The organism is Kitasatospora sp. NPDC056800, from assembly GCF_042789775.1.
In the GTDB taxonomy this organism is placed as follows: domain Bacteria; phylum Actinomycetota; class Actinomycetes; order Streptomycetales; family Streptomycetaceae; genus Kitasatospora.
This window is the reverse complement of record NZ_JBHUAL010000060.1, coordinates 13743-32036: the sequence shown is the minus strand read 5'-3', so window position 1 is coordinate 32036 and position 18294 is coordinate 13743. Positions and strand designations below refer to the sequence as shown.

21 protein-coding genes are annotated in these 18294 nt (G+C 75.8%); 13 read left to right on the top strand and 8 right to left on the bottom strand.

Going from position 1 to position 18294, the window contains the following annotated elements; translation table 11 throughout:
- Positions 1-345: 345 nt before the first annotated feature.
- Together ACFRQN_RS16025 and ACFRQN_RS16020 are read left to right on the top strand one after the other, a co-directional pair.
- Positions 346-603 (top strand): DUF6221 family protein, encoded by a 258-nt coding sequence (locus ACFRQN_RS16025; RefSeq protein WP_074006288.1) that lies wholly within the window; start codon positions 346-348, stop codon positions 601-603.
- 76 nt (positions 604-679) lie between these two features.
- Entirely contained in the window at positions 680-1624 is a 945-nt protein-coding gene (locus ACFRQN_RS16020; RefSeq protein WP_380740913.1) for a hypothetical protein, read from the top strand.
- Positions 1625-1651: 27 nt separating this feature from the next.
- Here the strand turns inward: ACFRQN_RS16020 and ACFRQN_RS16015 are convergent, their stop codons facing one another.
- The 5 genes from ACFRQN_RS16015 to ACFRQN_RS15995 form a co-directional block, all read right to left on the bottom strand.
- Positions 1652-2251: a GNAT family N-acetyltransferase gene (locus ACFRQN_RS16015; protein WP_380740911.1), complete on the bottom strand. Its 600-nt coding sequence runs from the start codon at positions 2249-2251 to the stop codon at positions 1652-1654.
- 23 nt (positions 2252-2274) lie between these two features.
- Complete coding sequence (locus ACFRQN_RS16010; protein WP_380740910.1) at positions 2275-2586, bottom strand: hypothetical protein; 312 nt, start codon at positions 2584-2586, stop codon at positions 2275-2277.
- A 100-nt stretch (positions 2587-2686) separates the two neighbouring features.
- Positions 2687-3562, bottom strand: coding sequence for an ABC transporter permease (locus tag ACFRQN_RS16005; RefSeq protein ID WP_117485393.1), 876 nt, complete (start codon positions 3560-3562; stop codon positions 2687-2689).
- The gene (locus tag ACFRQN_RS16000) at positions 3522-4409 is read right to left on the bottom strand and encodes an ABC transporter ATP-binding protein (RefSeq protein ID WP_380740908.1); all 888 of its coding nucleotides are present in this window, start codon (positions 4407-4409) and stop codon (positions 3522-3524) included. Before ACFRQN_RS16000 ends, ACFRQN_RS16005 begins: the two co-directional genes overlap by 41 nt.
- A complete protein-coding gene (locus ACFRQN_RS15995) occupies positions 4406-4888 on the bottom strand; it encodes a MarR family winged helix-turn-helix transcriptional regulator (protein WP_380740906.1) in 483 nt (160 codons plus the stop codon). The genes ACFRQN_RS16000 and ACFRQN_RS15995 overlap by 4 nt, the downstream gene beginning before the upstream one ends.
- A gap of 304 nt (positions 4889-5192) precedes the next feature.
- Between ACFRQN_RS15995 and ACFRQN_RS15990 the strand changes: the two genes are divergently transcribed.
- The 8 genes from ACFRQN_RS15990 to ACFRQN_RS15955 all read left to right on the top strand — a co-directional run bounded on the left by ACFRQN_RS15990 (position 5193) and on the right by ACFRQN_RS15955 (position 11914).
- Positions 5193-5690 carry a hypothetical protein gene (locus tag ACFRQN_RS15990; RefSeq protein WP_380740904.1) on the top strand — a complete coding sequence of 166 codons (498 nt, stop codon included), beginning with the start codon at positions 5193-5195 and terminating at the stop codon, positions 5688-5690.
- A gap of 75 nt (positions 5691-5765) precedes the next feature.
- Positions 5766-6092, top strand: a complete 327-nt coding sequence (locus ACFRQN_RS15985) for a hypothetical protein (protein ID WP_380740903.1) — start codon at positions 5766-5768, stop codon at positions 6090-6092.
- Positions 6093-6694: 602 nt separating this feature from the next.
- Entirely contained in the window at positions 6695-7084 is a 390-nt protein-coding gene (locus ACFRQN_RS15980) for a hypothetical protein (RefSeq protein ID WP_380740901.1), read from the top strand.
- A gap of 77 nt (positions 7085-7161) precedes the next feature.
- The gene (locus ACFRQN_RS15975; protein WP_380740900.1) at positions 7162-7521 is read left to right on the top strand and encodes a hypothetical protein; all 360 of its coding nucleotides are present in this window, start codon (positions 7162-7164) and stop codon (positions 7519-7521) included.
- A 278-nt stretch (positions 7522-7799) separates the two neighbouring features.
- Positions 7800-8333 carry a pyridoxamine 5'-phosphate oxidase family protein gene (locus ACFRQN_RS15970; protein WP_380740899.1) on the top strand — a complete coding sequence of 178 codons (534 nt, stop codon included), beginning with the start codon at positions 7800-7802 and terminating at the stop codon, positions 8331-8333.
- A 117-nt stretch (positions 8334-8450) separates the two neighbouring features.
- Positions 8451-9407 (top strand): helix-turn-helix transcriptional regulator, encoded by a 957-nt coding sequence (locus ACFRQN_RS15965; protein ID WP_380740898.1) that lies wholly within the window; start codon positions 8451-8453, stop codon positions 9405-9407.
- A gap of 108 nt (positions 9408-9515) precedes the next feature.
- Entirely contained in the window at positions 9516-10355 is an 840-nt protein-coding gene (locus ACFRQN_RS15960; protein WP_380740897.1) for an alpha/beta fold hydrolase, read from the top strand.
- A 308-nt stretch (positions 10356-10663) separates the two neighbouring features.
- Positions 10664-11914: a hypothetical protein gene (locus ACFRQN_RS15955; protein ID WP_380740895.1), complete on the top strand. Its 1251-nt coding sequence runs from the start codon at positions 10664-10666 to the stop codon at positions 11912-11914.
- Between the two features lie 110 nt (positions 11915-12024).
- Here ACFRQN_RS15955 and ACFRQN_RS15950 read toward each other — a convergent pair whose 3' ends face one another.
- Positions 12025-12765: a MarR family transcriptional regulator gene (locus tag ACFRQN_RS15950; protein ID WP_380740894.1), complete on the bottom strand. Its 741-nt coding sequence runs from the start codon at positions 12763-12765 to the stop codon at positions 12025-12027.
- Between the two features lie 242 nt (positions 12766-13007).
- Here ACFRQN_RS15950 and ACFRQN_RS15945 point away from each other — a divergent pair, with 242 nt between their 5' ends.
- The 3 genes from ACFRQN_RS15945 to ACFRQN_RS15935 all read left to right on the top strand — a co-directional run bounded on the left by ACFRQN_RS15945 (position 13008) and on the right by ACFRQN_RS15935 (position 16516).
- Positions 13008-14204, top strand: coding sequence for a serine hydrolase domain-containing protein (locus tag ACFRQN_RS15945; protein ID WP_380740893.1), 1197 nt, complete (start codon positions 13008-13010; stop codon positions 14202-14204).
- A 67-nt stretch (positions 14205-14271) separates the two neighbouring features.
- Positions 14272-15231 carry a LysR family transcriptional regulator gene (locus tag ACFRQN_RS15940; RefSeq protein WP_380740892.1) on the top strand — a complete coding sequence of 320 codons (960 nt, stop codon included), beginning with the start codon at positions 14272-14274 and terminating at the stop codon, positions 15229-15231.
- A 67-nt stretch (positions 15232-15298) separates the two neighbouring features.
- Positions 15299-16516, top strand: a complete 1218-nt coding sequence (locus ACFRQN_RS15935) for an MFS transporter (RefSeq protein ID WP_380740891.1) — start codon at positions 15299-15301, stop codon at positions 16514-16516.
- Between the two features lie 169 nt (positions 16517-16685).
- Here the strand turns inward: ACFRQN_RS15935 and ACFRQN_RS15930 are convergent, their stop codons facing one another.
- Positions 16686-17363 carry an NAD(P)H-binding protein gene (locus tag ACFRQN_RS15930; protein ID WP_380740890.1) on the bottom strand — a complete coding sequence of 226 codons (678 nt, stop codon included), beginning with the start codon at positions 17361-17363 and terminating at the stop codon, positions 16686-16688.
- A gap of 101 nt (positions 17364-17464) precedes the next feature.
- Entirely contained in the window at positions 17465-18259 is a 795-nt protein-coding gene (locus ACFRQN_RS15925) for an MBL fold metallo-hydrolase (protein WP_380740889.1), read from the bottom strand.
- Between the last annotated feature and the right edge of the window lie 35 nt (positions 18260-18294).

The window sequence follows — 18294 nt, the reverse complement described above, 5'->3', positions numbered from 1 at the left end:
AGCCCGGCCGGCGCCCGGCTCCGCGCGCGCCCCCACGGGAGGAAGCAACGTCCCCGTGGAACACGGCACCACGGCGCCGAGCGTGGCGGCCCTCCCGCACGAACTCCCCTAGGGAGAACGGAAGTTCGGCCGCGACGGGACGACGGGCGCGGGCCACCCGACCACCGCGAACAGCCGCGTCCCCGGCCGGCCGGGGACGCGCGCAACCCGGCGCGCCGCCAAGCCCGTTCACCGACCAGGCCCCCGCTGCCCGCCTGCGGCACACGGCACCGAGCCGCCCCCGCGCCCTCCGGGCGGAAGGGCCCCGGCTCCCGGCCCGCCGGGGCGGCGCACCAGGATGGGCCCATGGACGACCTCCTGCGCTTCCTGCGCGCACGCAACGAGGAAGACAACCACGCCTATGCCTACGTGGCGCACGTCTTCGGCCCCGAGGCGCTCCTCGACAGCCACCTGCCCATGCTCGACCTGGTCGACCAGCTGGCCCAGGAGGGCATCGCGATGGACCCTTCGGACCCCCGCGCCGCCGGCCTCGCGTACGCGCTGCGCGTCCTCGCGCAGTCCTACCACGACCACCCCGGCTACCGGGAGCAGTGGCGCCCCTGACCGGCCGGAGGCGGCCGGGAGCGGCCGGAGGCGGGGCCGACGGCGGCCGCCCGCCCGGGTTCGGTAGCCTCCGGGGATGGCCGCCTCCCCGCACCCCGTCCGGCTCACCACCCGGCTCGTCGACGGACTCGTCTGCGCCTACGCCCCGGCCGCCGGCGCCGTGGGTGTGCTGTCGCCCGCGGTGGCCTGCCGGCCGGTCCCCGGGGACGGGGTGGTCGCCCACGCCGTCGCCGCCGACCTGCGGCACGCCTACTACACGACGCTCCACGCGGCCGTCTGCGTGACGGCCGACGGCACTCAGGTCTGGCGCACGCCCTTCAAACCGGCGGCGGACAACGCCCACGGCCACCTGCCAGACTGCGAACTGTCCCCGGACGGAAGGGTGTTGTGGGTCTACCGGCCCGACGCCATGGCGGGCCGCGACCGGCCGGACCAGTGGGTCGCCGTGGACGCCGCGAGCGGGGCGGTCCTCGCCCGGGCCGACCTGGAGACGGTCGGGCACGGCGGCGTGCAGCTGGCCCACCCGGCGAGCGGCGGGATGCTCCTCAACGTGGGCGAGGGGCAGGACGGCACCGCCGTCTACCGCGCGTCGCTGGCCGGCGGCCGGCTGGAACTCCTCCGCTACCCGTGGGACGACCGCTGCCTCATCGACCTGTCCCCCGACGGGCACCGCTTCCTGACCGTCGACCACGCCCAGAGGGACCTCACCGTCCACGCCTTCCCCGGCGGCGAGACGGTGTTCACCCTCACCGTCGACGACTTCGGCCACGACCCGGACACGGTCTTCCTGGAGTGGAGCGGCGGCCACCTCACCCCGAACACCCTCCTGGCCACCCTCGTCGGCGAGACCGAGGACGAGGAGGACTGGTTCCGCCACTACCGCGTCGACGCCCGCACCGGCCGCGTCCACGGCGAGTTCGACGCCCACGCGGCGGACCCGTACGACCTGCGGCCGCTCGGCGACGGCTCCTGGCTCACCACCGGCCCCGGCGGCCACCCGGTGCGCCGCACCGCCTCCTGACGCCCCGACCCGGTGCCGACGGCCCGGTCAGGCCGTCGGCGACGACACCGGACCGCCGGGGGCTGGCTCTCCGGGGAGCAGGTCGGCGGGGACGAGCGAGTACAGGACGAGGTCGGTGCGGCCGTGGTGGGTGAAGCCGGCGTTGCGCAGCACGCCCTCCTCGCGCAGGCCGGCGTTCAGGGCGGTGCGGCGGGAGGCGGTGTTGGCGGTGGCGGCCTTGAGCTCCAGCCGTTCGAAGGCCTGCGCGGTGAGCAGCCAGTGCGCCAGGGCGCGGGTGGCTTCGGCGGCGATACCCCGGCCGCGGGCCCAGGGTGCCACCCAGTAGCCGGCTTCGGAGCTGCGGGAGCGCCAGTCGGTCTTCTTCAGGCCGACGGTGGCGGCCAGGCGTCCGTTCGTACGCTCGGTGACGGCGAAGTGGATGCCGTCGCCGGTGGTGCGCAGGTCGTGGGCGGTCCGGGTGCACCAGGTGTGGGCGTCCTCGCGGGTGTAGGGGCGGGGCAGCGGCAGCCAGTGCTGGGTGAGGTCGTCGGCGCAGGCGGCGCGGGTGTCGTCGGTGTCGTCGGCGGTGAAGGGGCGCAGGGTCAGGCGCGGGGTGTGGAGCACCGTCCGGGGGAAGGCGTGGGTCATGGGGTCGTCTCGTTCCTTCCCGGTCAGGCGGCGGACAGGTGCAGGGTGAGGGGCGGGCCGGGGGTGGCGGGTGTCCAGCCGTTCGCCCGGGCGGCGCGGATGCCCGCGGCGACTTCGCGTGGCAGGACGAGGTCCGTCGCCACCGCCCCGGGGGTGCGGAGGGTGGGGCGGCCGGTGTCCACGACGAGTGTCGTTCCGGGGTGCGTGGCGTGCTCGGCGGCGTAGCCGAGGGTGGTGCCCTCGTAGTCGCAGCACCAGTGTTGGCGGGTCACGCGCCAGCGGTACTCCTCGCCGTCGACGGCGATGCGCCGCGCGCCCTTCCTCGCCAGTGCCACTGGTGCCCCGCCCTCCGGTCGTCGGCTTGCTGGAAGGCAGTCTCCCGGGGCGGCGCCCCGCCTGTCACCGCGTTTTTCCGCAGGGTGGTGACGGCGTCGGCTAGCGCGCCAGGCGCCTGAGCAGGGCGGAGGCGGCGGCGATGCCGGCCACGGTGGCGAGGGCGAGGACGGCGAAGTCCAGGGGCAGGTGGGAGGGGGTGCCGATGAGCAGGCCGCGCAGGGCGTCGACCTGGTAGCTGAGCGGGTTGGCCTTGCTGACGGCCTGGAGCCAGCCGGGCATCAGGTCGACGGGGTAGAGGGCGTTGGAGCCGAAGAACAGCGGCATGGTGATGGCCTGGCCGATGCCCATCAGGCGGTCGCGGGTGAGGACGATGCCGGCGATGGCCATCGACAGGCAGGAGAAGAACGCCGAGCCGAGCAGGACGACGGCCACGACGCCGAGCAGTCGCAGCGGGTTCCAGGTCATGGCGACGCCGAGGGCGGCGGCGATCAGTACGACCACGACGGCTTGCAGGAGTGCCTTCACCCCGGCGGCGAAGGCCTTGCCGGTGACGAGGGCGGCGCGCGGGGTGGGGGTGACGAGCAGTTTGGTGAGGACGCCGGAGTCCCGCTCCCAGATGATCATGATGCCGTAGAAGATCGCGATGAACATCGCGGACTGGGCGATGATGCCGGGCGCGAGGTAGTCCAGGTACGGGATGCCGCCGGTGGGGATGGCCTTGAGGCGGGTGAAGGTCTCGCCGAAGATCAGCAGCCACAGGGCGGGCTGGACGGCCCGGGTGTAGAGCTCGGTGCGGTCGTGGCGCAGCTTCTGCAGTTCGACGGCGCACATCGCGCCGATGCGGGCGGGCACCAGGCGCCAGCCGGTGCGGGCGCGCGGGGGCACCAGCAGCAGGGAGAGGTCGGGGCCGGCGGCGGGGCGGTGGGCGGGGGGTTCAGCCGACGCGGCCTGCGGTGCGGCGGGTACGGCGGACATCGCTGAAGTCTCCTTCGGTGGCGTCGGCCAGCTGCCGGCCGGCGAAGTGGCGGAAGACGTCGTCGAGGCTGGGCGCGGCCCGGGCCGGGTCGGTGCGCCGTACCTGGTCCTTGAGTTCGGCGGGTGTGCCGAGCGCGCGGACGCGGCCGCGGTCCATGAGGGCGATGCGGTCGCAGTGGCGGTCGGCCTCGTCCATGTAGTGGGTGGTGACCAGGACGGTCATGCCGGTGGCGGCGCGTACGGCGTCGACGCGTTCCCACACGCCGGTGCGGGCGATCGGGTCCAGGCCGATGGTGGGTTCGTCCAGGACGAGCAGGCGCGGGGCGCTGACCAGGGCCTGGGCGAGTTCGAGGCGGCGCACCATGCCGCCGGAGTAGGTGGCGGCCATGCGTTCGGCGGCCTCGGTGAGGTCGACGGCGGCCAGCGCCTGGTCGACGCGGGCGGCGCGTTCGCGGCGCGGGACGTCGAAGACGCGGGCGAACAGGGCGACGTTCTCGCGTCCGGTCAGCCCGGCGTCGGCGGACAGCTGCTGGGGGACGTAGCCGAGCAGGCGGCGCACCTGCATGGGGTGGCGGGTGGCGTCGTGGCCGAAGACGCGGACCATGCCGGCGCCGACGGGCAGCAGGGTGGTGATCGCGCGGATGGTGGTGGTCTTGCCGGCGCCGTTGGGGCCGAGCAGGCCGAACACCTCGCCGGTGCGGACGGTGAGGTCGATCCGGTCGACGGCCCGGGTGGCCTTCCCTCGGCCGTGGCGGAAGGTGTACTCCAGGCCCCGGCAGGCCACCGCGTCCGCGGCTTCCCTGGCGTCCCCGGCGTTCCCGGTGTCCCTGGTGTCCTCGGTGGTCATCGTTCCTCCTCCCCCGGCGGGGTGCGCAGGCCCTCGGCGACCTGCCGCAGGGCGGGCAGGGCGGCGGCCAGGGCCTCGCGCTCGCGCGGCGGCAGGCCGGCGACGATGTCGCCCATCAGCGCGCGGCGGCGCCGGCGCCAGGCCTCGATGCGTTCGACGGCCTCCGGGGTGGCGTGCAGGAGGGCGGCGCGCCGGTCGGCGGGGTCGCTCTCGCGGCGCAGCAGGTTCCGGGCGACGAGCTGGTTGACGAGGGTGGACACGGAGTTGCCGGCCAGGCACAGCTCCTCGGCGGCCTCGGAGACGCGCAGTCCGGGGCTGTCCATCACCAGGCGCAGCAGTTCGACCTGGGCGCCGCGCAGGCGGGGTTCGTCCATCGTCTGCCGCAGGCGGCGGCGGACCAGGCGCTGGATGCCGACGAGGAGGGTGGAGAACTCGTCCGCCAGCGCGATGTCGAGCGTTTCGGGCCCTGTCGCGGTCATACCCTCATTTTAGCTCTCAGTAAGAGCTATCCGTCGAGAGCGCGGAGCCCCCTCCGCCCGCGCGCCCCCTCCGCTGGCCGCGCGCCCCCTGGCCCGCCCCTTTCGGCGGGCCGCCCGCGCGCGGGAAGTCGGCCCCGCCGACTTCCCGCTCCACCGGGCGGCGGGAGGTGACCGTCCGTCACCGGGGAGATCCGATGGAGGTGTTGCGACCCCGCCGGGAGGGTGTCGTACGGCGCTGGCATGCTGATCGGATCACAACGGTTTTCGCCGGGATGGGGGGCAGATGTCGGACAGGGTCATGCCGATGCGCACGGCACCGCGCTTGGGCACGGTCAACGGGTTCGGGCGGACGATGCTGGGCAAGACGCGGCCGGACGCCCAGGGTGCCTGCTTCGCCACCCACTGGTTCACCATGCTGATGCTGCCGATCCGGCCGCTGGGACGCTACTACGTCAAGGAGGGCGAGACGGTCGACGTCTCCGGGCGGCACGGCTCCTCGACGAGCACCACGCAGTACGTGTTCCTGGGCCGGGCCGAACTGCGCATGAGCGAGGTGATCCGCACCTACCTGTTCTGCTGGCTGGTGGCGCCCCTCGTCATCGCCGGTCCCGTGACGCTCTTCGGGATCAACAGCGACGCTTTCAGCCACGCGCACCCGATCGTCTTCATCGTGCTGCTGCTCGCGATCCCGATCGTCTGCATGATCGCGCTGGCGTGGATGCTGGTGCTCAACGAGAAGTTCCTGGCACCGGCGCGGATACCGCAGTGGGTCGAGGCCGGACCGGCGAACCGGCGGGACTGAACAGACGGGGCCACCCCGCTCAAGGCAGCCCGGGTGGCCCTGGACAGGCCCGGAGGACCGGGGCAGGATCCGGGCATGCCGTCCGACGAGCCGTTGTCCGAGGAAGAACTGTCCGCGATCGAGCTGCGCGCCGGCGCCGCGACACCGGGCCCGTGGGTCGCCCGGCTGGAGACCCGCCAGGGGATCGGCGGCGCGAGCTTCGTCCAACTGCGCCCCGACGCGCCGCGGGACGACGAGTTCCACCTGACCCGGACCACCGACGGCCGCACCCGGACTGGACCGGACCCCGCGACGGACGCGGACCTCGACTTCATCGCCGCCGCCCGCCAGGACGTGCCACGACTGGTCGCCGAGGTCAGGCGGCTGCGGGAAGCCCTGGAGCGGGCGCAGCCGGCCGGCTGACGGCCACACGGAACAGCCGCCCCAGGGAACCGGGGAGCCGCCGGGAGTGGAAAGTCGGCCCCGCCGACTTCCCACTCCCCCACGACGGTCGCGGCGGCCCCCGGCGGGCCGGGCCGGGCGTTTCGCCGCTCGGCGGCCGCCCGGACCTCCGCGAGGTCATCGTCGTCCCGCTCCGGCGACTCCCCCACCGGCAGCCTGCTCCCGCGCTCACGCACGAACTCCGGGTCCGGCCCCAGGGAGGTGCGCGGTGCCGCATTGCCGCCGTACGCCCAGCGCACCTCCCGGCCCGCCCAGGCCCGTCCGGGGTCGCGGCACGGCGCCCGGCCCCTCCCGGGCGAGCAGCGGCAGTACCTTGTGGCCGGGGTCGATGAGCGCCGCGCCCTGGCGGGGCCCGTCGTCCGGCCACCGGCCGTCCGCCCGCGGGCCCCGGACCGTCGCGAGCGCCGCCGCCGGGCCGGCAGGTCGAGGCCGAGGCCGATGCCCGCGGCGCCGAACCGGGACAGGTGCGACTCGTACCCGCCGCCCTCGCGGACCACGACGACGCGCCCGCACCGGCCCGCACCGGCCCCGGGCTGCCGGTGCGGGGCGCGTAGTGTCGCGGGGTGCGTTCCCACCTGACCTTCGAGAACCCTCCCGCGCTGCCGCACGACGTGGTGGCCGAGACGCTGGAGCGGGCCCTTCGCGACCGCTCGGCGCGGGCGGAGGGCGAGGCGGCCGGAGTCCTGGTCGGGACCGCGCTGCACGACGAGGACGCGCGGTTCGTCGAGCACTGGTGCGTGCGGGTCGGCACCCGGGCGGCGTCGGGGAGCCCGCTGCTCGGACTGGCCGGCCTGTGCCTGGGGCATGCCGCCCGGCGCTTCGGGCGTCTGGGCGAGGAAGCCGTGGCACTGTCGGGGGCCTTGGCGGCGCGTGCCGAGGCGGACCCGTCGGACGTGGACGGCCGGGCCCTCGACGGCTACGACGACGTCCGGAGCTTCCTGCACCTGTGGTGACGTGCGAACCGGGCCGGGCCGGGACTGCGCGTACGGGCTCCGGGGCGGTTGTCGGTGCCGGGTGGCAGGCTGCGCCCATGAGTTACGACCTTGCGGTCTGGGAGGGCGAGCGCCCCGCGGACGACGCCGCGGCGGGCCGGTGCTTCGACGACCTGTACGTGCGGTACCTCGGCACGGACGAGGAGAACCTTCCGCCGACCGAGCGGATCGCGGCCTTCGTGGCCGCGCTGCTGGAGCGGTGGCCCGACCTCGCCGAGGACGAGGACGACACCTCGCCGTGGTCGACCGGCCCGCTGATCGGGGAGGCGAGCGGCCCGCTGATCTACTTCCCGATCCGCTGGAGCATGGTGGAGGAGGCCTGCGTCCACATCGCGAAGGTGGCGTCCTCGATGGGCCTCACCTGCTTCGACCCGCAGTCGCAGTGCCTCTGGCCCTGACCGCCGCACGGCGGACAGCCGACGGCTGACGGCTGACGGCTGCCACCGCGGAGCCCCAGGGAGTGGGAAGTCGGCCCCGCCGACTTCCCACTCCCCCGCCAGCGGCCGGGTGCGTGGAAAACCACAGGACACCGCAGGACACCGCAGGACACCGCAGGACACCGCAGGACACCGCAGGAAATCACGACAGAAGGTGTCGGGTTTCGCGGGGACAGTAGGGGGCGCCGGTCGGTGTCGTGGTGGCACGGGCCGGGACGACGGACAGACAAGGACCCCCCATGCGCGAAACACCCGACGAGCTCCACCGGCTCCAGGCCCTCCTCGACGCCTCGCTCGCCCGCTCCACCGCGCACCTGCGGTCGATCATCAACAGCGAGCGCACGCTCACCGCCGACCAGCTCACCGGTGTGCTCACCGGCATGTGCACGCTCGCGCTGTCCACGGTGACGGCGAAGGGCGAGCCGCGGATCAGCGGCGTGGACGGGCACTTCCTGCACGGCATGTGGCACTTCGGCACCGCGCGCGGCGCCGCCAAGGCCCGGCACCTCGCCGCCCGGCCCGCCGTCAGCGCCGCGCACCTGCGCGGGGAGGACCTGGGCGTGTTCACCCACGGCACCGCGGAGGTCCTCAACCCGCACGGCGGCGAGCCGGCCGCCGACTGGCCGGAACTGCTCGCGTACTTCCGGGACTTCTACGGCCACGACGCCTTCGACTGGGACAACGACGTCGTCTACTACCGGCTGCACCCGCAGTGGATGACCGCGTTCGCCCCCGACCCCGCCAAGCTCGACGCAGCCGCCGACGAGGCCTGACCCCGCCCGCACCGGGCCCGGCGACAATGGAGCCGGGCCACCGCACCGCAGCCGGCACACACGGGCGGGCCCACCAGGCCCACCAGGCGACACCAGGCAGGCGACGGAAGGGGCGACGTGCGGGCGAGCCGGGCCATCGCGCTGCTGCTGCTCCTGCAGAACCGCCGGACGATGACCGCCACGGAGCTCTCGGCCGAGCTGGAGGTCTCCGAGCGCACCGTGCAGCGCGACGTCGCCGCGCTGGTGGAGGCCGGGGTGCCGGTGTACGCGGAGCGCGGCCGCGGCGGCGGCTACCGGCTCGTCGACGGCTACCGCACCCGCCTCACCGGCCTCGAACGCGCCGAGGCCGAGGTCCTGCACCTGGCCGGACTGCCGGGCCCGCTGCGCGACATGGGCCTGGCCGGGCAGGCCCTCGCCGCCCGGCTGAAGGTCGCCGCCGCCCTGGGCGACGCCCCCGCGGCCGCCGCCCGGCGCTTCCACCTCGACGCGCCGGCCTGGTTCCGCGACGCCCCGACCCCCGCGCTGCTCGCCGAGGTGTCGCGCGCCGTGTGGGAGGACCGCGTCCTGCGCGCCCGCTACGCGGCGCGCTCCGGCACCCGGGAGCGGCGGCTGGAACCGTACGGCCTGGTCCTGAAGGCCGGGCAGTGGTACCTCGCGGCGCGCGGCCCCTCCGGCCGGGTCGGCTCGTACCGCGTCGACCGCTTCGAGAGCGCCGAGGCCGGCGACGAACGGTTCGAGCGCGACCCGGAGTTCGACCTCGCCGCCTACTGGGCCGCGGCGGCCCGGGAGTTCACCCGCGCCATGCTGCGCGAGCGGGCGGTGGTGCGGCTGAGCCCGTTCGCCGTCGAGAACCTCGCCGCCCTGCTGGAGCCGACGGCCGCCGCCGACGCCCTCGCCACCGCGGGCCCACCGGACGCCGACGGCTGGGTCACCGCGACCCTGCCGGTCGAGAGCTGGGACATCGGCTACCTCGAACTGCTGCGCCTGGGCCCGGAGGCCGAGGTCCTCCACCCGCCCGAACTGCGCGCCCGCCTGGCCGAGGCGACCCGCCGCGCCGCCGCCCTCTACACCTGACCGCCCCGCCCCCCGACCGGCCCCGGAGCGGGCCCGCCGCCGTCCGCGCCGCCCGGGATAGGTTTCCCCCTGCCGCACACGGCACTTCGCGAGAAGGGGGCGTACGGGATGACGGACGGACCCGCGGACCGGCCCGCCGAGTCGTTCGTCCGGCTCGGCGGACGCCGGTTCGCCTACCTGGACTTCGGCGGCCCCGGGCCGGCCGTGCTCGCCCTGCACGGGCACTTCGGGCGGGGCCGGATCTTCGCGCCGCTGGCCGCCGCGCTCGCCGGCCGCTACCGGGTCCTCGCCCTCGACCAGCGCGGGCACGGACTGTCCGACAACGGGGGCGAGTTCACCCCGGACGCCTACGCGGCCGACGCGGCGGCGTTCCTGGAGGCGCTCGGCCCGGCACCGGCCGCCGTCCTGGGGCACTCGATGGGCGGCGCGGTCGCCTTCCATCTCGCCCACCGGCGCCCCGACCTCGTGGCAGCCCTCGTGGTCGCCGACATGACGACGCTCAACCGGGAGCCCGAGACCAGCCCCGTCCTGGACGTGTCCGGCTGGCCCCGCCGGGCCCCGACCCGCCGCGCCCTGGCCCGGGCGCTGGCGGAACGCGGCGTCCCGGCCGGCTACTTCATGGACAGCGCCGCCGAGTTCCCCGACGGCTGGGGCTTCCTCTTCGACACCGCCGACATGACGGCCTCCCAGGCCGCCCTCACCGGCGACTTCACGGCCGTCTGGAACGCCTCCGCCCAGCCCGCCCTGCTCCTGCGGGCCGCCGACAGCTTCCTCCTCACCCCCGCCACCGCACGCCGGATGGCCCGCGAACGCCCGAACACCCGCCTGGTGGAGCTCCCGGACAGCGGGCACTGGCTCTACGCGGACGCCCCCGACGCCTTCGCCCACCAGGTCCGCGCCTTCCTCGACCACGCCCACCCGGCGGGCCCCGCGCCCGCGGCCGGATGACCCGCACCACCCGGCGCGAGGGCCCGGGCAGCCCGTACGGCCACGGCCGCACCCGCGGCCCCGGCCGCGCCTTCGGAACCACGACCGGAACGCCTTGTTCACCTGCGGGAGAGGAACCCGGCCACTAGAGTCGCGTCCATGACAGACCGCCGCCGGTTCGCGCGGCCCGGGTCTTCGGCCGCACACCGGCGCCGGCACGCGGTCCATCCCGTTCCACCGCACCACCGGCCCGCCCGGCCCGATCCGGCGCGATCCGCATCGCGGCAGGCCGGCCGCCATGTCGCCGAGCAGACGAGGGAACCCGTGTCATGACCATCCGCACCGCCCTCCGCCGCACAGCCGCCGCGGCAGCAGCGGCCGCGCTCGCCACCGGGGCACTGCTGGCAGCCCCGGCCGCCGCCGCACCCGCCCCCACGCCCGCCCCCGCCTCCGCCACCCCTCCCATCACCGTGCTGGCCACCGGCATGCCCGACAAGCCCTTCAGCGATCCCACCGCCGTCAACAACGCCGATGTCGTCGTCGGCTACGCCTGGGCCGACGGACAGAGCAACCAGACCAGCGCGATCCGCTGGAACCCCGACCACCAGCCCACCACCCTGCCGCCACTACCCGGCGAGGACTACGCGCGGGCCCTGGGGGTGAACGACGCCGGCACCGCCATCGGCACCTCCTGGCCCGCCCCCCGGGCCTACTCGACGGCCACCGCCGTGCGCTGGGCCGCCGACGGCACACCCACCGCCCTGCCCCCGCTGCCCGGCGACACCCACAGCAACCCCACCGCGATCGGCGGCAGCGGCATCGTGGTCGGCGCCTCCACCGACGCCGCCGGAAAGAGCCACGCCGTCGCCTGGCGCCCGGACGGCACCACCGTCGCCCTCGCCCCCCTGCCCGGCGACGACAACGCCGTGCCCTACGACGTCAACAGCGCGGGCGTCGCGGTCGGCCAGTCCTACACCTGGACCGGGCTGCGGCACGGAACCGTCTGGAACCCCGACGGCACCGCCACCGCGTTCGTGACCGACCCGGCCGCCGCCGCCAGCTCGGCAGACCGGATCAACGACGCCGGCGCCGTGGCCGGCAGGGTCTCCCTGCCGGAACCGGGCGTCGGGAGCGTCTGGCACGGCCTGCTCCGCTCGGCCGACGGCACCCTGCACGACCTGGGCCCGCGCACCTACCCCGGGGCGATCAACAGCTCGGGCGCCACCGTCGGCGACCACCAGCCCGACCCGGACCTCCCGCGGACGTACGCCGCGCGGTGGAGCCCGGACGGCACCCTCACCCGGCTCGAACTGGACCGGCCCACGGTCGGCAGGACCACCGCCGCGGACATCAACGACTCCGGCACCGTGGCCGGCTACGCGTGGGACGGCATACCCTCCCGGCAGTACCAGTCGGGCAAGGTCTGGGCCCCCGACAACACCGTCACCGACCTCGACCCGGCCGACACCACCAACAGCGCCCGGTTCGTGAACAACACGGGCCTGGTGGTCGGCGTGCGAATGCTCCGGCCGCCGGGCAGCCTCTACCCCTACCGCCAGGCCGCCGTCTGGCGCCCGTGACACCCGGCCGCCCCCGCCCAGCCCCGGGTACGGCCCGGGACAAGGGGACGGGGCACCCCCGCGGGCGGGCGGCCGGCCACCGAGGGCCCCGGCCGGGGCCGGGAGACCGCTCACCCAGGGGAGGCCGCCCCGGCGTTCTCCCGGCCGCGCCGGCTCTCCTCGTGCCACTGCCGGATGCCGCGGACGATGTCCTGGCCGATCCGGTCCAGCAGCGCGGCCGCGCCGTCCATCCGGGCCCCGGCCGCGGTGGCCGGGCCGAGCAGTTCGGCGCCGTGGCGGGTGATCCCGGCGAGCACCGCGTTGCGCTCGGCACTGGCCAGCAGCGCGCGGTGCCAGACGTCGTCGTCGATGACGTACCGCTCGCGGCGGTTGCGCCCGTCGCGCTCCCGGCGGACCAGGGCCTGCACCTCCAGGTAGCCGACCGCCTTCGAGACGGACGCCGGGCTGACCCGCAGGCGCCGCACCAGCTCACCCGCCGTCAGGGCGCCGTCCTCGGTGAGCTGGAGGCAGACCAGCACCCGCGCCGTCATCCGGGGCATGCCGCCGAGCGCCAGGAACTCTGCCAGCCGGTCACCGAACTGGCGGACCTCCTCCGTGTCGCGCCCGGGCACCGCCGGCTCCGGCACCGCCTCCCGGCCGGCCGCCGCCCGCCCGCGCCGGGAGCGCTGGACGGTGGCCCGCTGCGCACGGTCGGCGCGATAGCCGGACGGACCGCCGTTGCGGGCGATCTCCCGGGTGACGGTCGACGTCGGCCGCCCGAGCTGCCGGGCGATCTCGCCGTACCCCCACCCCTCGGCCAGCCCGGTGGCGATCCGGTGGCGCTCCTGCTGGGTCAGTCTGGCTCCGGGCATCCGTCCCCGCCCCTCCTCGGTCGGACTCGTCGGACTCGGTCGGCCCAGTATCGGCCGCCCCCGGCGACTGTTGCAATGGAACGCGGGCAGCTGTTGCATTCGTCGGCACGACCATTGCAAGGATGTCCCCGCTCCCACCTGCACAGACCGTGCACGGCAATGGAGTTGACGTTGACCCGACCGTGAAGCGGCTCCTAGTTTCTTCCCAGGCCACGAACACCACGCCGAGGGGGAACACCAGCATGGGAATCACCAGGCGCGCCACCGCGCTGACCGCCACCGCCCTGACCGCCGCCCTGATCGCGGGCGGCACCGCCACCGCCGCGCCGGCGCCCGCGACCCCGGACGCCCGGAACGGACACCCCGGCGTCCAGCGGGTCCTGGAGCGCGCCGTGACCGAGGGCGGCGTGCCCGGCATCGTCGCCGAGGTACGCGACGGGCACCGCGCCTGGTTCGGCACCGCGGGCGTCGCCGACCTGGCCACCGGGCGCCCCCGCCACGCCCAGGAGCGGTTCCGCATCGGCAGCACCACCAAGACCTTCCTCGCCACCGTCGTCCTCCAACTCGCCGCCGAGGGCCGGCTGGACCTGGACGACAGCGTGGAGCGGTGGCTGCCCGGCCTCGTCGACGGGCCCGGCTACGAGCCGGACCGGATCACCGTCCGGCAGCTGCTCGGCATGACGAGCGGGGTCTACAACTACGCGATGGACGCGAAGGTCCGCGCCGAGAACGAGGGCACCGGCTTCCTGCTCCACCGCTTCGACACCTACACGCCCGAGCAGCTCGTCCGCACCGGCACCGCCAACCGCCCGGACTTCGCCCCCGGCGCCGGCTGGACGTACTCCGACACCGGCTACGTCCTCGCCGGGCTGATCGTCGAACGGGCCACCGGGACCAGCCTGGCCGAGCAGGTCGACCAGCGCGTCATCACCCCGCTCGGCCTGAGCGGCACCTACACCCCCGGGCCCGACGACACCTCCCTCCGCGGCCCGCACGCACGCGCCTACTCCCGCCTGGGCGACCCCTCCCCCACCGCCCCCGTCCACGACGTGACCGAGCTCAGCCCCTCCTGGGGCTACGCCGCCGGCGACATGGTCTCCACCGCCCGCGACCTCGACACCTTCTTCGCCGCGCTGCTGGGCGGACGGCTGCTGCCGCCCGCCCAGCAGCGGGAGTTGTTCACGACGGTCCCCACACCGCCCGGCGCGTGGATCCCGAACGCCGCGTACGGCCTCGGCGTCGGCTCCGTCACCCTGGACTGCGGACCGACCCTCTGGGGCATGGGCGGCGCCATCAACGGCTCCTGGACCTACACCTTCGGCACCCGCGACGGCGGCCACCTGCTCACCACCAACATCAACGGCGACTGGACCAACGGCAGTTGGCCGATCGCGGTGTTCACCTCCGAACTGGAGGCCGAGTTCTGCCCCCGGCCCTGACCCGCACCGGGCCCCCGGCCGGTACGACCCAGGGATCCGGCCGGGGGCCGGGCGTAGCATCGGGCGGGTGTGGGAGCGACTGGAGATCGAGGGTTTCGTGGTCCTGGCCGAGGAGTTGCACTTCGGGCGGACGGCCGAGCGGCTGGGGGTCTCCAGGGCGCGGGTGAGCCAGACGATCCAGCGGCTGGAGCGCCGGGTGGGCGCGCCGCTGTTCGAGCGGACCAGTCGGCGGGTGCGGCTGACGGAGCTGGGGCGGCGGCTGCTGGAGGACGTCGGCCCGGCGTACCGGCGGATCGGGGACGGGCTGGAGCGGGCGCGGGCTGCGGCCCGGGGCGTCGAGGGGGTGCTCACGGTCGGCTACCTCGGCGGGGCGGCCGGGGAGTTCGTGATGGAGGTGATCGGCGCCTTCGCCCGCCGGCACCCGGGCATCGACGTGCGCATCCACGAGACGCAGGTGGCGTCCATGTTCGAGCCGCTGCGCGGCGGCGGGGCGCAGGTGCTGGTCACCCAGTTCCCGGTGGAGGAGGAGGACCTCGTGCGGGGCCCGGTGGTGCTGCGGGTGCCGCGGATGCTGGCGGTGCCGGCCAACCACGTGCTGGCCAGGCGGGAGTCGGTCGGGGTGGAGGACCTGGCGCGGGACCGGGTGTTCGCCTGTACGGGGCACGTCCCCGGGTACTGGCAGGAGTGGTTGGCGCCGTCCGTGACGCCCGGGGGGCGGGTGGTGGAGCGCGGGCGGTCGGCGGCGACGCTGGCGGAGACCCTGGCGATGGTCGGGGCGGGGCAGGGCATCTCGCCGGTGGGGGCGGACGTGGCGGCGCACTCGGCGCCGCCGGGGGTGGTGTTCGTGCCGTTCGTGGACGCCGAGCCGCTCGAGTACGGGCTGGTGTGGCGGGCGGGCGGGGACAGTGCGCGGGTGCGGGCGTTCGCGGCGGTCGCGGTGGAGCGGGCCCGGGGGTGGAACCGGGAGTGGGCGGAGCCCCCGACGGCGGCGGTGGGGGCGGGGGCGGCGGCGGGCCGGGACCGGTAAGCCTGGCTTACCAGTCGTTGCGCGTTCGGGGGCTGATCAGCGGGGCGGCGGCGGCCAGGCTGGTGCCATGACCAGCGATCTCTCGGCGCGCCGCGCCCCCTGCCCCTCCCCCACCAACGCCCGTGCGCCTGAACTTCCGGCCGGGGCCGCCCTGTTCGCGCTCGCCCTCGGCGCGTTCGCGGTGGGCTCCGCCGAGGTGGTGGTCGCCGGGCTGCTGCCGCGGATCGCCGAGGACACGGGGGTGTCCCTGCCGACGGCGGGGGTGCTGGTGTCCGGGTACGCGGTGGGCATGGTCGTGGGGGCTCCCCTGCTGACCGCGCTCGGGGTCCGCGTCGCCCGCCGGCGGATGCTGCTGTACCTGGTCGGCCTGTTCATCGCGGCCGGCCTGGTCACCGCGCTCGCGCCGGGCTTCGGCGCGCTGCTGGCGGGGCGGGTGCTGTCCGCGCTGGCCGGCGGGGCGTACGTGGGGATCGCCTCCGCGGTGGCGACCTCGCTGGTGCCCGCGCGGCGCAGGGCCGGCGCGATCGCCGCCGTGTTCACGGGGCTCGGCCTCGCCAACGTGCTCGGGGTGCCCGGCGGTACCGCGCTCGGGCAGGCGCTGGGCTGGCGGGCCACGTTCTGGGCGGTGACCGCGCTGGGCGTGGTGCTGCTGGTCGCGCTGGCCGTCCTGCTGCCGCACGGGCCGGCGGCCCCGCGGGCCGGACTGCGGGCCGAGCTGCGGGTGTTCCGGCGTGCGGGCGTGTGGCTGGCCCTGGCCGCGACGGCCTTCGGCTGGGCGCCCTTCCTGACCGTCCTCACCTACGTCTCGCCGCTGCTGACCGAGGTCACGGGCTTCGGGTCCGGCGCGGTGCCGGTGGTGCTGATGCTGGTCGGCGTGGGCATGGTGGTCGGCACCCCGCTGGCGGGCCGACTGGCGGACCGGGCGCCGGCGGCCGCGCTGTACGCGGCGCTGGCCGGGGTGACGGCCGTTCCGCTGCTGCTGCTCGCCGCCGTGCACAGCCGGGCCGCCGTGGCCGCCGTCTTCCTGCTGTTCGGCCTGGCCGGCGGGGCGGTCATCCCGCCGTTGCAGGCCCGGGTGCTGGCGCGGGCGAGCGGCGCGGACAACCTCGCCTCGGCCGCGAACATCTCCGCCTTCAACATCGGCAACGCGGGCGGCCCCCTGCTGGCGGGCGCGGCCCTGTCCGCCGGGGCCGGGTACACCGCACCGCTGGGGATCGCCGCCGCACTCGGCGCGGTGGGACTGGCGCTGGCCTGGGCGGCGCAGCGCAGCGACCGGCGCGGGTAGCGCCCGGAGCGGCGGGCGGACCGGCCCGTCTGCGGGGTGTGATGCGACCGGTGGGCCCGAGCGCTCGCGTCACGCCGCCGCGCGTGCCCGACACCGGCGCCGTCGCTAGCGGGCCGGCGGGCTCGGCGGTCGGGTGGCTCAGTGGCCGGGTGGCTCGGCGGTCGGGGGTTCAGTGGTCGGTGACGAGGCGCAGGGCGGTGCGTGCGACGGCCTCGTGGACGGGGACGGTGCCGGAGACGAGTTCCAGGACGCGCGGGGCCGTGGCGGGTGTGGTGAGCAGGTCGGCGAGGACGGCCGCGACGTCGGCCCGGTCGATCTCGCCGGGGCCGGTGTGTTCGGCGAGGTGGACCCGGCCGGTGCCGGGCCCGTCGCGGAACCAGGCGGGGCGCAGCACGGTGCAGTCGAGGGCGGGGCGGGAGAGCAGGTTCTGGTCGGCTCTGCCCTTGGCCTGGAGGAAGGTCTCGACGAGGGGGTCGGGCGGGTAGTGGATGGCGGGGTCGGCGCCCATGGTGGAGAGCATGACGAAGCGTCGTACTCCGGCGAGTTGGGTGGCGTCGGCGAGGGTGAGGGCGGCGTCGTGGTCGACGGGGTCGGCCTGTCCGGGGGCGTTGCCGCGGCCGGCGCCGGCGGCGAAGAGCACCGCCTGGGCGCCGGTGAGCAGGTGTGCGAGGTGGTGGGGGGTGGTGTGGGCCAGGTCGGTGACGGCGGGTTGGGCGCCGGCGGCGCGTACGGTGGCGGCTTGTTCGGGGCGCCGGATGATCCCGGTGACCGGTAGGCCCCGGGTGGTGAGGAGACGGGTCGTCAGGAGTGCGACCCTGCCGTGGCCGCCCGCGATCACAACCGACATGCGGGTACCTTACGGGGCCGGTGCCCGCCCGGCCGCGACCGGCGCGCGTCTCGGGGCGGGGCGGGCGAGGCGCGGCGGCGGCGGGCGGGGCGGGTGGTGTGTCAGACGGCGACGAAGCGGCGGTGGCCGTCGGCGGCGAGGATGCGGCCGAAGCGCATGCCGGGGAAGTGGGCGGCGACGAGGAGGTCGTCGGTGTCGGCGGCTTCGTCGGCGAGGCGGTTGCGGACGGCGGAGGCGGCGGCGGGGTCGAGGTCCCAGATCACCTGCCAGTCGCGTTCGCTGAACTGGACGACGGAGTGGGCGATGTCGCCGAGCAGCAGGGCGCGGCGTGCCCCGGAGGACAGGACGTAGGCGGTGGTGCCGGGGGTGTGGCCGGGCAGGTGGAGGGCGTCGATGCCGGGGGCGATGGTGAAGTCGGTGTCGAAGAGCTCCAGTCGGTCTTCGACGGGGGTGAGTTTGGCGACGGCTTCGGGGTCGGCGTCCGGTCCGGTGACGAAGTGCTGCCAGTCGGCGCGGTGGGCACGGTAGACGGCGTTCGGGAAGACCGGCCGGCCGTCGACGGCGGCCCAGCCGACGTGGTCGAAGTGCAGGTGGGTGAAGAGCACGTCGGTGACGTCGGCGGGGGTGACACCGTGGGCGGCGAGCGAGTCGAGCAGGGCGCCGCCGTGGTAGCGGCCGACGTCCCGGGGCCCGACTCCGGCGTCGACGAGGACGGTGCGTGCGCCGCTGCGGACCAGGAAGCCGCCGAGGGGCAGGTGGAGGGTGCCGTCGGGGTCGCGGTGGTGCTGGTGGCAGGCCCAGGGGTCGTCGGTGCCGGGGCGGGTGAGGATCTCGGCGGCGGTCTCGGTGCCTTCTCCGTCCATGACCGCCAGGACCTCGATGTCGCCGATCCTCATGTGCTGCCCCTCTCGTGACGGTGCGTCGTGGGCCC

Excerpts from the sequence above, each read along its gene's own strand:
- ACFRQN_RS16025 (WP_074006288.1), top strand. The coding sequence starts at position 346 with ATGGACGACCTCCTGCGCTTCCTGCGCGCACGCAACGAGGAAGACAAC.
- ACFRQN_RS16020 (WP_380740913.1), top strand. The coding sequence starts at position 680 with ATGGCCGCCTCCCCGCACCCCGTCCGGCTCACCACCCGGCTCGTCGAC.
- ACFRQN_RS16015 (WP_380740911.1), bottom strand. The coding sequence starts at position 2,251 with ATGACCCACGCCTTCCCCCGGACGGTGCTCCACACCCCGCGCCTGACC.
- ACFRQN_RS16005 (WP_117485393.1), bottom strand. The coding sequence starts at position 3,562 with ATGTCCGCCGTACCCGCCGCACCGCAGGCCGCGTCGGCTGAACCCCCC.
- ACFRQN_RS16000 (WP_380740908.1), bottom strand. The coding sequence starts at position 4,409 with ATGACCACCGAGGACACCAGGGACACCGGGAACGCCGGGGACGCCAGG.
- ACFRQN_RS15995 (WP_380740906.1), bottom strand. The coding sequence starts at position 4,888 with ATGACCGCGACAGGGCCCGAAACGCTCGACATCGCGCTGGCGGACGAG.
- ACFRQN_RS15990 (WP_380740904.1), top strand. The coding sequence starts at position 5,193 with ATGCGCACGGCACCGCGCTTGGGCACGGTCAACGGGTTCGGGCGGACG.
- ACFRQN_RS15985 (WP_380740903.1), top strand. The coding sequence starts at position 5,766 with ATGCCGTCCGACGAGCCGTTGTCCGAGGAAGAACTGTCCGCGATCGAG.
- ACFRQN_RS15975 (WP_380740900.1), top strand. The coding sequence starts at position 7,162 with ATGAGTTACGACCTTGCGGTCTGGGAGGGCGAGCGCCCCGCGGACGAC.
- ACFRQN_RS15970 (WP_380740899.1), top strand. The coding sequence starts at position 7,800 with ATGCGCGAAACACCCGACGAGCTCCACCGGCTCCAGGCCCTCCTCGAC.
- ACFRQN_RS15960 (WP_380740897.1), top strand. The coding sequence starts at position 9,516 with ATGACGGACGGACCCGCGGACCGGCCCGCCGAGTCGTTCGTCCGGCTC.
- ACFRQN_RS15955 (WP_380740895.1), top strand. The coding sequence starts at position 10,664 with ATGACCATCCGCACCGCCCTCCGCCGCACAGCCGCCGCGGCAGCAGCG.
- ACFRQN_RS15950 (WP_380740894.1), bottom strand. The coding sequence starts at position 12,765 with ATGCCCGGAGCCAGACTGACCCAGCAGGAGCGCCACCGGATCGCCACC.
- ACFRQN_RS15945 (WP_380740893.1), top strand. The coding sequence starts at position 13,008 with ATGGGAATCACCAGGCGCGCCACCGCGCTGACCGCCACCGCCCTGACC.
- ACFRQN_RS15935 (WP_380740891.1), top strand. The coding sequence starts at position 15,299 with ATGACCAGCGATCTCTCGGCGCGCCGCGCCCCCTGCCCCTCCCCCACC.
- ACFRQN_RS15930 (WP_380740890.1), bottom strand. The coding sequence starts at position 17,363 with ATGTCGGTTGTGATCGCGGGCGGCCACGGCAGGGTCGCACTCCTGACG.
- ACFRQN_RS15925 (WP_380740889.1), bottom strand. The coding sequence starts at position 18,259 with ATGAGGATCGGCGACATCGAGGTCCTGGCGGTCATGGACGGAGAAGGC.